Origin of the sequence: Paractinoplanes globisporus DSM 43857 (genome assembly GCF_000379645.1) — a bacterium.
Taxonomy (GTDB): domain Bacteria; phylum Actinomycetota; class Actinomycetes; order Mycobacteriales; family Micromonosporaceae; genus Actinoplanes; species Actinoplanes globisporus.
In genome coordinates, this window is the sequence record NZ_KB903297.1 from 111,134 (window position 1) to 125,714 (window position 14,581).

Below are 14,581 nucleotides of genomic sequence, written 5' to 3' on the forward strand. Positions count from 1 at the left end.
CTTCCTCCTCGTTCGCGAGCTCAATTCAACCCGTAGACGCGCCGCGCGTTGCCCGAACCGATCAGCTCGCCGGCCCGCACGGCGTCCCCCGCGGACCAGTGGCCGTCCCGCACCCACGCTCCGGTGACCGCGGCGAATGCCTGCCGGAACAGCACCGCGCCGAGATGGTGCAGCTCGGCGAGACCGTACGCGTCCGACGAATAGAGCACCTTGTGGAACGGTGCCAGCTCGAGCGACTCGGCGAGGACCGCCTCCGCCCGGGCGCCGACGTAGTTGAGCGCCAGCCCGACGTCGACGTACACGTGCGGAAACGCCTGCGCGAGAAAGCCGGCCTGCCGGTGAAACGGGTAGCAATGCAACAGCATGACCGGAACACCGCGGTCCTGAGTCGCCCGCAGGAACCCGGTCAGCAGCGCAGGGTCGCAGCGGGCGAGGTCGAGGTCGGGGTCGCCGAACCCGGTGTGCAGCTGCACCGGAAGCCCGCGGTCGATCCCGGCCCAGAGGAGGTGCCGCAGCAGCACCTGGTCGGTGATCCGCGGCCTGCCGTCCCGCAGCCAGCGGGCGGCCGCCTCGATCACCTCCCGGCGCGTCGGCCGCTGCGGATCGAAATCGAGCCCGTGGCGATAGGCCACGATCGACTTCACCCCTACGGCCCGCTCGGTTGCCCCCGCCAGTCTTTCTCGGTACGCCTCGGCGAACCCCTCCGCGGTCACCTCACCGAGCTCCTCGGCCACCGTCTCCAGCCGGACGATCTCGTGCGCCGCCGCCCCCGCGACCGACGCGATCTCCGGCGGGCCGAGCAGTTTCGCGCCGTTGAAACCGGTGTCCACGAGGTAGACGTCAACCTCGGCGGCACGCAGCAGCAGCCGGTTCGCCGCCACGGCCCCCAGCTCGCGACGCCGTGCGAGGTAATCGTCGCCGTCGGCGTGCCGGGGCAGCCCCAGCACCGGCGCGCACCACCGGCGCAGCGCGAAGCCGAGCTGCGAGTCGAGCGCGGAGCACCCGGCCGGCGGTGGCCGGTCCGACTCGGTGACCAGGGCCTCGAACCCGACGCGGTCGAGGTCGGAGGCCGTGACCCCGTGGCAGTGATGGTCGATCAAGCGCGGCTGTGCGGCATTCACACTCCCAGACTGCCCGGCGGCCGAGCACCGTGGGAGCGCCACGTCCTCAAGCGATGGCCAGTCATCCCGACGAGGCTGTCGGTGAAGCCGAAGGGCATCACGTACAGGCCCTCAAGGCCGCAATCGCCAACGCATAGCAGAAGTTGGCCGACGGCGGATCCTGACTTCCACCGACTCCGGTCAGAGTCCCTCAATGGCTTCCAGGCGCCCGGATCGGACCGCCGTCACGAACTCCTCGAAGTCCTGTTCGTTCTGATCGGCGTAGCGCTCGGAGAAGTCGGTGATCGACCGATCGAACGTGTCGTCGTCACCCAGGTATGCGGCGATTGCGACCGGGTCGCCGGCCCGGGCATGGGCCCGCGCAAGCGTCCACCCGCAGGTACGGGCGTAGAAGGTGAGCGCGACCGGCGTCAACATCTCGACCAGGACCGAGCCCTTCATGTCCCGCAGCTGACGCCAATAGAAATGGCGGTTGATGTCCCGGCCTTCGGTCCAGCCCAGGTAGATGTCGCTGGCGGCCTGCATCATCCGCTGCCCCTGCACCACCCGCTCGCCGTGCTGGCGGTACCGGCTCTTGGGCAGGTATTCCTCCAGGACCGACGCCGTCGCCTCTTTGATCTGGAGGAACAGCGGGTCGCCGGTGTCGCGTCCCTGCAGAAGGATGATGAACGCCCGGGTGCCGACGCTGCCGACCCCCACGACCTTGCGGGCCATGTCGATGATCTCGAATTGCTCGAGCAGGTGGCGCCGGTCATCCTGCAACGTGGCCCGGTAAGCGCGGAACCGGTCGTGGAGCATGGGGACCACCTCATCGGGTGACATCCCGTAGGTACTGGCCAGTTCACGGGCCGGCACCACGATCGGCGGCTGGCTGACGATCCGATACCTTCCGTCGACCAGCTCGCCGAGCTTGGACAACGCCTGCAGGCTGTCCCGGGTGTGTGCCTTCTCTCGCGCCTTCTCCGCCCTCTTCAACGCCTTCTGCGCGAGCTTCGCATCCGTTCCCGCCGCCCCTTTGACCTTCTTGGCCTTCGCGAGCTTTTCCTTCTCGGCCACCGCGGTGCGAGCGGCGGCCATGAATTCATCCTCGTCCAGGTGCGCGTACCACACATCCATGGTCCGCATGTCCGCGAATCCTGCCATCGCCTCCCGATAGGCCGTCGCCGACGCCAGCGTCACCGCGCGCGCGTCCGCCTTGGAGAAGCCGTTGTTGCGGGCGGCGATCGTGAAACTCGCCGCCATCCGCTTCACGTCGAACTCGAACGGCCCCGGAAGGGTCTCGTCGAAGTCGTTCAGATCGAACATCAACCGTCTTTCGGGAGAGGCGAACGCGCCGAAGTTCAAGAGATGGGCGTCACCGCACAATTGCGTGTCAAGCCCCGCTACCGGCGTGTCCTTCAGGTCCGCGGCCATAATCTTGGCCGCGCCCCGATAGAACGTGAACGGCGAGACCATCATCCGGCCGTGGCGCACCGGTACCAGGTCCGGCTCACGCGTGACGTTCTGCGCCTCCAGCAACGCAACGGGGTTCGGACGATCCGCGGCAGGACGCCACCCGGAATGACTTGACGGCGGCGTCTGCTCGGACGCCTTCCTGCCTCGGGCCCTCCGCTCATCCATGCCCGGATGCTCGATCTTGGTTGCCGTCATCTCGCCCAACTCCTCACTCGGATCTGCCGGTCGGCCCATCAGCCAGCGCGGCTGTCACGGGTGTTTGCGCTGCGCGCCGCGTACTTCCACTCGGCCTCGCTCGGAATCCGGCTCCGGCTCACCGGCAGCAGCGACGAAGGCCGCGAAGTCGTCGTCGGAGATCACATGCGCGGCCACCCGGAGGGGCCGCGACCCGCACGCTCCGTCGCGGACCACCGCCGTCACGGCCGTCATGCGGCACTGTCATCGCCGAATCATCGCGAGCGGGCCGCTGCCGCGCATCACCTCTCGAGGATGAGTTCCTGGCCATGGCCATACAGCGCGCAACCTCGGCGCATGTGTCCGCCGACACCTGACATCTGGCGGTGTCGCGTCGTCGTACTGGGGGAAGCCTAGAAACGCCACGAAGAAAGGACGGGTCCGATGCCCACCGAACGCGAGATCGACGAGGCCACGATCCGACGGCAGATCAACGGGATAGTCGAAGGAATCGGCGCCAAGGACATCGACGCCCTGCGGCGGTTCTACGCGGAGGACGTGGTCTCCTTCGACGTCGAGCCGCCACTCCAGCACGTCGGGGTCGAGGCGAAGATGAAGAACTGGATGCAAGTGTTCACGTTCTTCCGGGAGGTGAGCTACGAGGTACGCGACCTGACCGTCACCGTGGGAGACGACGTGGCGTTCGGCCACTGCTTCGGCCGGCTCAGCGGCACCCTCGGCAACGGCATAGCCACCGGCGGCATGTGGGTCCGCGGCACCTTCTGCTTCAAAAAGATCGACGGCACCTGGCTGATCGTCCACGACCAGGCCTCAGTCCCCTTCGACATCGCCACCGGCAAGGGAGTCACCGACCTCGAACCCTGACCACCACCACACCGAGGGCGCCCGGGTGGCCCCCTGCTCGCAAGTTCCGCGAGCAGGGGCCACTGCCAACACCATTCCTCGCCACGCCGTTTGACCTGTATCGGAACAATCGGCCCGGTGAACGGTCTCTTCGCAAGACCTGATCCCGCCACCCGACTGGTGCTGGCTGAAGCGCCTGTGCTGGAGAGCTGGAACGCCGCCGACCATCCCGACCAACTGCGGCTGCGCGCTTACCTGGACGGTGTGGCCGAGGCATTGAACGCCAGAGGATGGGCGCCACAGGAGCAGCGCACTGTCGAGCTTGTCGTTGGCGTACCAGACTCTTTGCCGACTTACCGTGGCGGTCGGGACCTCGACAACTATCTGTACCCGTTGGCGCGGCGGCTCGGACCTGGCCACATCGTGGCCGCATTCGGCCGCAAGACCCACCAGCCGCGGTCGACCATCGCCGTGGGCCCCGCGGAACTGGCGGACCAGCCGGCAGGACCGCCGCAGTTGGTCGTTCGTACCTCGGTGTCCACGCAGACCACTGCCTGGAAGCGAGCGATACACCAAGCCTGTGCGGACACGGTCACCCGTCCGCTGCCGGCCGGACCCGTCTCCCTTCGCATCCAGCTCGGCGTTTCAAGTCGAAGGAATTGGACGGCGTTGTGGAAGCCCGCGATCGATGCCCTGGGCCCGGTGCTGGGTATGCCAAACCCGGCCTTACCCTTCCGACCCGACGATGACCGGATCGTCGACCTGGAGCTCCATCGGCGCCTTGACGACTCTCTGGGGTACGACGTGGTGGTTCAGGTCTGGTGGCGATAGTGGTCCTCGGCTCTGCCCGGGTGACACGGCAGCCGGGGGAACAAGCCGCCGGACGGCGGGAAACGTGGCGTCGGTGTTGCGCGAGCATCTGGAATCGGCGAGCCCTGATCTGCTGCGGGAGATGGTGAATACCCCCGCGGACCTGCTGATGTCCGCCGAGGTCGGCGGGGGGCTGTGGCGCCGAGTACGGCGAACGCAGCCCCGAGCGCTCGAACTCGCGCAATGGCTACCGGATTCGGGGGTGGGACACCCGGGCCGGCGCGATTCCGAAACTACGGTCGGGCTCCTATTTCCCGGACTGGCTGTTGCAGCACCCCGCCGCGCCGAACAAGCCCTGGTCAGCGTGGTGCCACCAGCTATCTGCTCGGCGTCTCCACGCGGCGCGTCGAGAAGCTGGCCGAGCAGCTGGGCATCAAGCAGCTGTCCAGGAGCCAGGCCTCGGAGACGGCCCGCCATCTGGACGCCCAGGTCGAAGCGTTCCGCAACCGGCCCCTACACGTTCGTGTGGGTCGACCGAAGCGAGAACACTTTGTGAGCAATCCGTGAGCAACATCGCCCTGCGCCTACGCAGCAAAAAGGCCCTCCGCCGCTGGTGGAAGGCCGTTTCGCGTGGCGCGCCCGAAGGGACTCGAACCCCTAACCTTCTGATCCGTAGTCAGATGCTCTATCCATTGAGCTACGGGCGCTCAGTGCTCCGCCAGCATACACACCGGCTCGAGACGCGGAGACTCCGGGATTCGAACCCGGGAGGGGCTTTAAAACCCCAACCGCATTAGCAGTGCGGCGCCATAGACCAGACTAGGCGAAGTCTCCACGGCAGCCCTCAAGCTGCCGACGCTTGAGGATACCGGACCCGGTCTGGGCGGCACAAAGAGGTTGCCCACCTGCCGCGCGGCGGGGTTGTGCACCGGACTCCAGCAGGTGAAACGCCGGACTTACGACTAGGCTGCCACGGCATGGAGGAGAAGCCGCCCAGCGAGCGTCGCGGTCGTTCCGTCGGGCCCGCGTTCACCGCGCCCGCAGAGCCCGCGCCGGAGGAGAAACCGCCTGCTCCGGCGCCGCGCCGGCCCGCCAAGGCGGCTCCGGCGATCACGTTCCAGCCGCCCAGTGCCGAGAATCACCCGGGCGAGGGTTCGGCACCTGCCGGAGGTTCCGGCCGTTCCTCCCAAAATCCCGGTTCCCGTACGCAGCGGCGCTCAGCCGAGGAATCCGGCGCAAAGGCGGCGCCCCGGAAGGCTCGCCAGCCCCGCCCACCGGCCGAGAAGACCCCGGAGATCCCCACCCAGCCCTCCTCCCCGGCGAACGAGGCAGACCCGTCAGCACCGCCGCCCGCGGAACCCCCAGCCCCGCCACCCGCGACGCCCCCGGCGCCAGCCAAGCGCGCTGCGGCAAAGAAGGCGGCGGCCGCGAAGAAGGCGACTCCGGCCAAGAAGGCCGCCCCGGCCACAAGCCTGACCCCAGCGGAGAACGTCGCCCCAGCCAAGGCGACCCCAGCCAAGAATGCAGCCCCGGCGAAAGTGGCTCCAGTCAAGAAGGCAGCCCCAGCCAAGCGCGCACCCCACAAGGCCGCGCCAACCCCCGCGCCAGAGGCACAGGCGGCACCCGCGCTGGCCGCACAGCCGGAACCCGCGGCGGCGGCACCCACAGCGACGCCGGAATCCGACGCCGCCGTCCCCACCCCGCCCGAGCCCACGCCCGCCCCGACCCCCGTCGTGGCAATCGAGACGGCACCGGAAGAGACGACCGAGACGCCGCGCGAGGAAGTGGCCGAGACCCGGCGGGAAGAGGCGCCGGAGACCCAGCGGGAGGAGCCAGAGACCCAGCGCGATGAGGCGCCCGCGACCCAGCACGAAGAGCCGGCCGAGACCCGACGCGAAAACGCGCCCGAGATCCAGCATCAAGAGCTGGCCGAGGCCCGGCACGAAGACGCGCCCGCGCCCGAAGAAACCCCCCGCACCGAAGCCTGGTCCAAGCTCATCGCCGACCCCGGCCATGCCCCCGAGTTGCTAGCCCTCGCCGCCGTCCAGACCCTCGGCCCCAAGGCCAGGGACTGGTCCGCCCGCACCCGCGACGCCTACCCCACGGCGCCCGATCGGGCGCTGGCTCGCCTGGCGAAACACCAGTTCACCCGCTTCGGCGGCTTGACCAGCATCTTTGGCGCGGTTGCCGGGTCGTACGCGCCGATCACGCTGCTGGGAACGGCCGCGATCACGCACGCCGAGATTGTTTTGCACCTGGCCGCGGCGTACGGCCTGGATCCGGCGGACCCGCAGCGTGCGGTCGACCTGTTGGTCATCACCCGCGTCCATCCGACTAGGTCGGATGCGGAGGCGGCACTCGCCGCCGCCGCGCTCCCGGCCTACGAGGACGGCAGCCTCAGCGGCGCGGTCTGGCGGCTGGGCCGGATGCTCGGCGCGCAGGCCGGCGGATGGACCGCCGTGCGCCTGGTCAACCGCTACTTCCCGGGCACGAGCCTGCTCGCCGCCGTGCTGACCAGCAGGGCCTCGGCGCAGATGGTCGCCGCTCGGGCCGAGGCCTACTACCGGAAGGCACTAGACCCAGGTCAGCCATGAGTGCGGCAGCAGCGTGTAGCCGACGAACGCCGTGATGTCCAGCAGGCTGTGCGCCACGATCAGCGGCATCACGCGCTTGAACCGCAGGAAGAACAGCGCGAACACCACCCCCATCACGGCGTTGCCCACGAACGCGCCGAAGCCCTGATAGAGGTGGTACGACCCGCGCAGCACGGCCGACGCGACCACGACCCAGCCCAGCGGGACCGACATCGACCGTAGCCGCGTGATCAGGTAGCCGACGACGATCACTTCTTCGAGGATCGCGTTCTGGATGGCCGCGAGGATGAGCACCGGTACCGCCCACCAGACCGACTGCAAGGCGGCCGGCACGATCCTTGCGTTCAGGCCGAGCAGCTGAGCGACGTACACCAGAAGCAGCCCGGGAATCCCGATGCCGGCGGCCAGCAACGCACCCCAGCCGAGGTCGAAGCCGGGCTTGGAGGCCGTCAGGCCTAGGGTCTTGCGCACGGGGATGCGGTCGCGCATCAGCAGATAGAGCGCCAGCGCCACCGGCACCAGGTCGAAGAAGATGCCGAGCAGCTGGTACGTCAGGTCGAGGTAGGGCCGCGGCGACTGGGACGCGTTCAGCACCGCCGCCTGCTGTGAGAGCGGCTTGCCGGCGGTCAGCTTGGCGACGAGCGACACCACCGCGTAGATCGCCGATTGCCCGAGCGACACCAGCAGGACGATGACGACCTCGATGGTGAGGATGCGCCGGGTGGCCTGGACTCGATCAAGGGTCACGCCGACCACTCTAAGAGCTCGAAAGAGAGACCTCGTCTAAGCACAAACGGACCTATCCGGGCAAGCGACGCGCCGCAGACTGAGACGAGTCGCACTTTTCGTGCGTCGCTTTGGGGAATGTCATGACCACGCTGAATGCATGGGAGACCTCGCACGCTTGCTCAAGGAGAGCTGGAGCCTAGTCGAGGAGCATCAGGACAAGGTCGCCGGCTACTTCTACGCCCGGGTTTTCCTGTCACACCCGGACGTGCGCGACCTGTTCCCGGTGCAGATGGATCTCCAGCGGTCCCGGCTGCTGCACGCGATCGTGACCGCCGTGCAGACGCTCGACGATCCGGAGAAGTTCGACGAATACCTGCGGGGGCTCGGCCGGGATCACCGGAAGTTCCACGTGGAACCGGTGCACTACGAGGTGGTGGGTGGCGCATTGATCGAGGCCATGCGAGCATTCGCGGGCGAGCAGTGGAGCATCGAGTACGACCAGGCCTGGGCCGACGCGTACGCGGTGATCGCGGCCCGGATGATGGCCGGTGCCGACGCCGACCCGAACCCGCCGTACTGGTACGCCGAGGTGGTGGCCCACGAGCGCCGCTCCCAGGACATCGCCGTGTTCACGGTCCAGCCGCTGCAGCCGCTCGAGTTCCGCGCCGGGCAGTACCTGAGCATCGAATGCCCGAGATATCAGCCGCGCCTGTGGCGTACCTATTCGGTGGCGAACGCGCCGCGCCGGGACAACACGCTCGAATTCCACGTCCGGGCGGTGGGCGCGGGCTGGGTGTCGAGCGCGCTGGTGCGCCGGCTCGCGATCGGCGACATGATCAAGCTGGCGGCGCCGATGGGCACGATGAACCTGGACCGGCGCTCGACCCGGGACGCGGTGTTCATCGCCGGCGGCACCGGGCTCGCGCCGATCAAGTCGCTGCTGGAGGAGCTGACCCGGTACAACCGGACCCGCTGGGTGCACGTCTTCTTCGGGGCGCGTAACCGGGAGGACCTCTACGACCTGGCCGACCTCAACCGGCTCGCGGCGCGCTACCCCTGGCTCTCGGTGGTGACCGCGTGCAGCGAGGACCCGACGTTCCCGGGCGAGCAGGGCAACATCTCCGATGTGGTCGCCCGGTACGGCCCGTGGAGCGATCACGACTTCTTCGTGTCGGGCTCGGGCGTCATGGTGAAGTCGACGCTGAAGACGCTGGCCGAGCTCCAGGTCCCATCAATCCGGATAAAGTACGACAGCTTCACCGAGATGGGTCAGTAATCCCACGGCTTGCCGGTCTGCTGGTAGACCGCGACCGGCACCAGATGGGACTCCGAGCTCATCCGGTCCACGTACAACCGGCCCTCGAGGTGGTCGATCTCGTGCGCCACCAGTCGTGCCATCGCCCGCTCGAACGACGTGATCACCCGAGCGCCGTCGTAGCGGGCGTGCTCCACGTCGATCCGCAGCGGCCGCCGAACCAGGCCGCGGTAGTCGAAGAACGACAGGCACCCCTCGTACTGCTCGTCGCGGTCGGCCGACTCGTACACCACCCGGGGGTTGAGCAGCACGATCGGCTCGGCTCCCGGCTCGGGCCCGCGCACGATGGCCGCCGCCACCGACCGCCCGATCTGCGGCGCGGCCAGCCCGACGCCCTTGCTGAAGTCGTGCAGCTCCTCGAGGCGGCCCAGCGCGCCGAGCAGGGCGCTCACCGCGTCCCGCGCCTCGGTCTCCTCCCGGGGCAGCTGGAAATGCCGGGCCCGCTGGCGCAGCAGGTCGGAGCCGCGCTGGACGATGCCGATGCCGCGCATCTGCCGCGAGGCGCGCGGCCGGCCGTTGAGCTGGGCGGGGGCGAACTCCGCGTACGACGGCGCGCCCGGCCCCCGGAACCGCCACTCGAGGCGGTAGCGCGCGTTCAGCTGCGGCGCGTCGGTCGACCACTCGAAGATCGCCCGGTCGTCCTCCTCGTGCCGCTCGAGCGGAGTCCGCACCGGCACCTCGGCGGCCAGCGACGTCTCCACGCCCCACACCTGCGGGTCGAACACGGCCGGGAAGTCGAGCCGCACGGTCAGCCGCCGGGTCGGCAGGCGTACCGCACGCTGAAACCACTGCCCCCATTTCTCGACGCCCACCGAGTACGCGTACTCGATCACCGTCCGTTCGCCGGGGTAGAGCGGGAACTGACCCTGCTCGTTCGCGAACAGCAGCCAGACCTCCTTGGCCGCGTCCCGGTCGAGCTTGACCCGCCAGTGCATCCGCTCGGTGGCCGCGCCCTCCCCGGCCAGCGCCTCGAGCTGCATCTCCTCGAAGGTCAGTGGGTTCTCGCGGTGATGCCGGTTGGAGCCGGCCGGGTCGTGCGGGTAGCGGTCCACGGCGATCTTCACGAGGTACCGCGTGACGGGCTCGGCGCCCGCGTTGTACAGGTTCCGCCGCACCCGGCAGCGGTAGAGACCGTCCTCGTAGCGAAGGTCGGCGACCTCCTGCTCGACGATCAGCCCGGTGCCCGGCGGCAGCCACTGGACCGGCACGGGCGGGTCGCGGTGCAACGTCGTCGCCCGGGCGTGCCGAAGCTCGTCGTACTCCTGGAAGCGCTGCCAAATCACCCCGCCGGCACCCAGCACGGCCTCCGCGCGGCGGGCGAAGTCTTCCGTCGGCTTATGTCGCCGCCCCTCGACATGACTCACATAGGAGGGGTCGAACCCCATGCGCGCGGCAAGTTGTTTCTTGCTCATCCCGCGCTCGACCCGCCAATGCGCCAGCGCCGTCACAAATTGGTCAGCGGCCCGCTCGACGGGCGAGGTGGTCATCATCGATGTCCCCTTCGCGACGAGTGACTCAAGTGTCTCCGCCCCGTCGTGTCCGCAAGGTGCTAGTAGCGCGTTGCCGACAGATACCTTGACGAATCCGGCAACGCATAAACGGCGAGTTAGGCAACCCTTGCTGAGGGTATTCGTCCGAAAGATCGGGTTGGGCTATTGGTTAGGCTAGCCTTAGAGGTGTACGGTGGGTCGTCTTGCAGCAGGGTTCAACGGAGATGTGCGAGGTGAAGCGGTGAATATGTCGCCGCGGGGCGGTAGCGGTCAGTGACCACTGCCCTCGACACTCGCACGCGCAACCCGCTGTCCCCCGTCACCGCGACGCTGACCGCGATGTTCGGCACGAGCACCGAGATCCCCGGCCTGGCCCCCGACCTCGTGGTTCACGACACGCTTTCCTGGCGCCCCACGTCGCTGCTGGCCGGCGAGGGCCTGGACCTGCTCCTGGAGTCCGCCGGCACCCGCTGGAACGCCCAGCCCCACGCCGCCGCCGCGCTGGCCTGGAAGGCGTACACGTACTGGCTGGCGTTGCCGGCCGTCCTCGGTTACGCCTCGGCCCGCCGCGTACCCCTGCTGACCAGCACGAACGTGCTCATGCACTTCCGCGACCCACGCCCGCTGGTCACGCTCGGCCTGCGCCCCGACACCCCCGTCGCGGTCCTCCCCAACGACCCGCTAGCGCTGACCGGTCACCCACGGATCCGGGTGGTCCCCGACGAGGAGGCGCTCCTGGCGGAATTCCGCCGCTCCCTCCTCGACGAGCACCTGACGCCGCTGCTCAACGCGATCCACGACCGCGTCCGCCTCGGCAAGCGCACCCTCCTGGGCTCCCTGGCCTCCGGCGTCGCCTACGGCGTCCTCCGCTCGGCCGACGTCCTCCCCGGCTCCTCCGCCGACACGATCACCCGCCTCCACGAGGCTCTGGGCGTCATCGACCTGGTCGAGCTCATCGCGGACGAGTCGGGCAAACTGGATGTCCAACGCAAAACCTGCTGCTTGGCCTTCACCCTGCCCACCCCCAAGGTCTGCCGCGGCTGCTGCATCAAAAGCCATTGATCGTACGGGGGAAGTAAAAGCGCCCGGTCGAGCGCCAAGCACCGTCGTTGGTCACCCTCCGACCGCGGCCGCCGGGCTGTCCCGCCCGCCACCCGCGCTCCATGGCGCTCGGTGAAGTCTGGATGGTGTTTCGCTGGGAGTGAACGGCGGAAGAGAGGTGGGCGCTTCTTGGTTGAGTCGCTCGTACTCAACTTTCGGAGGTGCCCCCGTGGCGAGCAAGCGACTCCCCGTGTTGTTCCTCGACGACGTTGTCCTGCTCCCGGGCATGGTCGTCCCCATCGAGCTGGATGAGGCGGCGCTGGCCGCCGTTGACGCGGCGCGCACCTCGGCCGAGTCCGAGCTGCTGATCGCTCCGCGGCTGGAGAACCGGTACGCGTCCTACGGCGTGGTGGCAAGCGTCGAGCGCGTCGGCAAGTTCCGGGGTGGCTCTCCGGCCGCCGTTCTGCGCACCAGCGTCCGGGCCCGCATCGGCAGCGGCGTGACCGGGCCGGGCGCGGCGCTGTGGGTCGAGGCCGAACCAATCGCGGCCGGTACGCCGGGCGAGCACGCCCGTGAGCTGGCCGCCGAATACAAGCAGCTGGTCGTCTCGGTGCTGCAGCGCCGCGAGGCGTGGCAGGTCATCGACTCGGTCAGCGCCATCGACGACCCGGGCGACCTGGCCGACACCGCGGGCTGGGCTTCGTATCTGTCCAACGACCGCAAGCGTGAGCTGCTGGAGACCCCGGACGTCGAGGCCCGGCTGCGGCTGCTCATCGAGTGGACCCGGGACTTCCTGGCCGAGTCCGAGGTGAGCGACAAGATCGAGCACGACGTACGCGAGTCGGTCGAGAAGCGCAACCGGGAGTACCTGCTGCGCGAGCAGCTCAAGGCGATCCGCAAGGAGCTCGGCGAGGGCGACGCGGACGGCACCGACGACTACCGCACGCGGGTCGAGGCGGCCGATCTGCCCGACGCCGTACGCGAGGCCGCGCTGCGCGAGGTCGACAAGCTGGAGCGGGCCGGCGACCAGAACCCGGAGGCCGGCTGGATCCGCACCTGGCTCGACACCGTGCTGGACCTGCCCTGGAGTGTCCGCACCACCGACAGCACCGACCTGGCCGCGGCCCGGGCGGTGCTCGACGCCGACCACCACGGCCTGACCGAGGTCAAGGACCGCATCGTCGAGTACCTCGGCGTCCGCGCCCGCCGCGAGTCCCGTGGCCTGTCGCTCGTCGGCGGCCGTGGGTCCGGCGCGGTGATCCTGCTGGCCGGCCCGCCCGGGGTCGGTAAGACCTCGCTGGGCGAGTCGGTCGCGCGCACGCTCGGCCGCAAGTTCGTCCGGGTCGCCCTGGGTGGCGTCCGGGACGAGGCCGAGATCCGCGGCCACCGCCGGACGTACGTCGGCGCCCTGCCCGGACGCATCGTGCGGGCCATCAAGGAGGCCGGCTCGATGAACCCGGTCGTGCTGCTCGACGAGGTCGACAAGGTCGGCAGCGACTACCGTGGCGACCCCGCGGCGGCGCTGCTGGAGGTGCTGGACCCGGCGCAGAACCACACGTTCCGCGACCACTACCTCGACCTGGACCTCGACCTGTCCGACGTGCTGTTCATCGCGACCGCGAACGTGCTCGACACCATCCCGCAGGCGCTGTTCGACCGGATGGAGCTGATCTCGATCGACGGCTACACCGAGAACGACAAGGTCGCCATCGCCCGCGACTTCCTGGTGCCCCGGCAGCTGGAGCGGGCCGCCCTGTCCGCCGGTGAGGTGACCGTCACCGAGGACGCGCTCCGGGAGATCGCGGCCAACTACACCCGCGAGGCCGGCGTCCGGTCGTTCGAGCGGCTGCTCGCCAAGGCGTTCCGCAAGGCCGCCCTGGGAGACCTGCCGGCCACCGTCGACGCCGCCGACCTCAAGGACCTGATCGGGCGGCCGCGGTTCACCCCGGAGTCGTCCGAGCGCACGGCTGTCCCGGGCGTGTCCACCGGCCTGGCCGTGACCGGGATGGGCGGCGATGTCCTCTACATCGAGGCGTCGCTGCTGCCCGGCGACAAGGGTGGCCTTTCGGTCACCGGCCAGCTCGGGGACGTGATGAAGGAGTCGGCGCAGATCGCGCTCTCCTACGTCCGGGCGCACGCCGACGAGCTGGGCATCTCGCCGGAGCAGTTGGACCACCCGATCCACCTGCACGTGCCGGCGGGCGCGGTGCCCAAGGACGGTCCGTCGGCCGGCGTCACCATGACGACCGCGCTGGTCTCGCTGCTGGTCGGCCGCAACGTGCGCGCTGACGTCGGGATGACCGGCGAGGTCTCGCTGACCGGCCGGGTTCTGCCGATCGGCGGGGTGAAGCAGAAGCTGCTGGCTGCCCAGCGGGCCGGCCTCACCGAGGTCTACCTGCCGCAGCGCAACGAGCCCGACCTCGATGACGTCCCGGCCGATGTGCTGAAGGCGCTGACCGTCCACATCGTCTCCGACGTACGGGAAATCCTGAACACGGCGCTGGAGCCGGTCTCGGCCGGCCTCGTCGCAGCAGCCTGATGATGAGCCCGATCTCCGCCCACCAGGCGGAGATCGGGCTTCGACATTCGCGCCGTCCGCCGAGACCTCCTTCAGCGTGGCGACCGGGATCCAGGTGTTGTCGGTCACGTGGGCCCAGTAGGTCCAGTTCTCCCGGTGTTCGTCGGTGAAGCGAACCGTGTAGCCGGCGGCCGACCGTACACAGTCGACCGCCACGCCCAGGCCGTTGGCGAACCAGTACTTGGCCTTGGCGGGCCGGCTGCTCTGCCGGTGCCAGGTGCCATCATTCGGGTCGGTACCGGCCCAGGTGCCCAGGTAGAAGCTGTCCTGGACGATGAAGCGCGGGGCGCCGGCTGGGTCGTGGGAGCGATGGTCGGGGTCGGGCTTGTCGATGTGGACCGAGACCAGCCATTTGTCGATGTAGAAGACCCCGAAACCCCGGATCGCGGCCACGATGGCGGCCACCCACC

General features: G+C 69.2%; 11 protein-coding genes, 2 tRNA genes and 1 pseudogene. 7 read left to right on the forward strand and 7 right to left on the reverse strand.

All coding sequences use genetic code 11. The features are described from left to right. Window positions 1-20 precede the first annotated feature (20 nt). The 3 genes from A3CQ_RS0111235 to A3CQ_RS0111245 all read right to left on the reverse strand — a co-directional run bounded on the left by A3CQ_RS0111235 (window position 21) and on the right by A3CQ_RS0111245 (window position 3,005). Complete coding sequence (locus A3CQ_RS0111235; protein ID WP_026205562.1) at window positions 21-1,121, reverse strand: amidohydrolase family protein; 1,101 nt, start codon at window positions 1,119-1,121, stop codon at window positions 21-23. 180 nt (window positions 1,122-1,301) lie between these two features. Then, window positions 1,302-2,771, reverse strand: a complete 1,470-nt coding sequence (locus A3CQ_RS0111240) for a DUF2252 domain-containing protein (protein WP_026205563.1) — start codon at window positions 2,769-2,771, stop codon at window positions 1,302-1,304. A 54-nt stretch (window positions 2,772-2,825) separates the two neighbouring features. After that, window positions 2,826-3,005, reverse strand: a complete 180-nt coding sequence (locus A3CQ_RS0111245; RefSeq protein ID WP_020511037.1) for a hypothetical protein — start codon at window positions 3,003-3,005, stop codon at window positions 2,826-2,828. Window positions 3,006-3,194: 189 nt separating this feature from the next. Between A3CQ_RS0111245 and A3CQ_RS0111250 the strand changes: the two genes are divergently transcribed. From A3CQ_RS0111250 to A3CQ_RS58900, 3 genes and pseudogenes are all read left to right on the forward strand, one after another. Then, entirely contained in the window at window positions 3,195-3,635 is a 441-nt protein-coding gene (locus A3CQ_RS0111250; RefSeq protein WP_020511038.1) for a YybH family protein, read from the forward strand. A 117-nt stretch (window positions 3,636-3,752) separates the two neighbouring features. After that, window positions 3,753-4,445: a hypothetical protein gene (locus tag A3CQ_RS60680; protein WP_040432168.1), complete on the forward strand. Its 693-nt coding sequence runs from the start codon at window positions 3,753-3,755 to the stop codon at window positions 4,443-4,445. Between the two features lie 64 nt (window positions 4,446-4,509). Then, window positions 4,510-4,940: pseudogene (locus A3CQ_RS58900) on the forward strand (transposase); the annotation flags it as partial. Window positions 4,941-5,055: 115 nt separating this feature from the next. Here the strand turns inward: A3CQ_RS58900 and A3CQ_RS0111260 are convergent. Both A3CQ_RS0111260 and A3CQ_RS0111265 read right to left on the reverse strand, forming a co-directional pair. Then, a tRNA-Arg gene (locus A3CQ_RS0111260) sits at window positions 5,056-5,131 on the reverse strand. A 36-nt stretch (window positions 5,132-5,167) separates the two neighbouring features. Beyond that, window positions 5,168-5,258: transfer RNA gene (locus A3CQ_RS0111265), tRNA-Ser, on the reverse strand. Window positions 5,259-5,962: 704 nt separating this feature from the next. Here A3CQ_RS0111265 and A3CQ_RS62670 point away from each other — a divergent pair. Further along, entirely contained in the window at window positions 5,963-7,018 is a 1,056-nt protein-coding gene (locus tag A3CQ_RS62670; RefSeq protein WP_169516270.1) for a hypothetical protein, read from the forward strand. On the opposite strand, the gene A3CQ_RS0111275 is transcribed toward A3CQ_RS62670, so the two are convergent. Next, window positions 6,998-7,765: a CPBP family intramembrane glutamic endopeptidase gene (locus A3CQ_RS0111275; protein WP_157295709.1), complete on the reverse strand. Its 768-nt coding sequence runs from the start codon at window positions 7,763-7,765 to the stop codon at window positions 6,998-7,000. The two genes, A3CQ_RS62670 and A3CQ_RS0111275, sit on opposite strands and share 21 nt — an antisense overlap. 139 nt (window positions 7,766-7,904) lie before the next feature. On the opposite strand from A3CQ_RS0111275, the gene A3CQ_RS0111280 reads away from it, so the two are divergent. Next, a complete protein-coding gene (locus A3CQ_RS0111280) occupies window positions 7,905-9,023 on the forward strand; it encodes a globin domain-containing protein (protein ID WP_026205566.1) in 1,119 nt (372 codons plus the stop codon). Here the strand turns inward: A3CQ_RS0111280 and A3CQ_RS0111285 are convergent. Then, on the reverse strand, window positions 9,017-10,549 hold the full coding sequence (locus A3CQ_RS0111285; RefSeq protein WP_026205567.1) for a peptide deformylase: 1,533 nt from the start codon (window positions 10,547-10,549) through the stop codon (window positions 9,017-9,019). The two genes, A3CQ_RS0111280 and A3CQ_RS0111285, sit on opposite strands and share 7 nt — an antisense overlap. A 342-nt stretch (window positions 10,550-10,891) precedes the next feature. Between A3CQ_RS0111285 and A3CQ_RS0111290 the strand changes: the two genes are divergently transcribed. Beyond that, a complete protein-coding gene (locus tag A3CQ_RS0111290; protein ID WP_051115226.1) occupies window positions 10,892-11,614 on the forward strand; it encodes an IucA/IucC family C-terminal-domain containing protein in 723 nt (240 codons plus the stop codon). A 265-nt stretch (window positions 11,615-11,879) separates the two neighbouring features. Further along, window positions 11,880-14,132: an endopeptidase La gene (gene lon, locus A3CQ_RS0111295; protein ID WP_245577191.1), complete on the forward strand. Its 2,253-nt coding sequence runs from the start codon at window positions 11,880-11,882 to the stop codon at window positions 14,130-14,132. Window positions 14,133-14,581 lie beyond the last annotated feature (449 nt).

Bases quoted from the DNA above. Each gene is read 5' to 3' on its own strand.
- A3CQ_RS0111290 (WP_051115226.1), top strand. From the start codon at position 10,892: ATGTTCGGCACGAGCACCGAGATCCCCGGCCTGGCCCCCGACCTCGTG.
- lon (WP_245577191.1), top strand. From the start codon at position 11,880: ATGGTCGTCCCCATCGAGCTGGATGAGGCGGCGCTGGCCGCCGTTGAC.
- A3CQ_RS0111245 (WP_020511037.1), bottom strand. From the start codon at position 3,005: ATGACGGCCGTGACGGCGGTGGTCCGCGACGGAGCGTGCGGGTCGCGG.
- A3CQ_RS0111240 (WP_026205563.1), bottom strand. From the start codon at position 2,771: ATGACGGCAACCAAGATCGAGCATCCGGGCATGGATGAGCGGAGGGCC.
- A3CQ_RS0111280 (WP_026205566.1), top strand. From the start codon at position 7,905: ATGGGAGACCTCGCACGCTTGCTCAAGGAGAGCTGGAGCCTAGTCGAG.
- A3CQ_RS0111250 (WP_020511038.1), top strand. From the start codon at position 3,195: ATGCCCACCGAACGCGAGATCGACGAGGCCACGATCCGACGGCAGATC.
- A3CQ_RS0111285 (WP_026205567.1), bottom strand. From the start codon at position 10,549: ATGACCACCTCGCCCGTCGAGCGGGCCGCTGACCAATTTGTGACGGCG.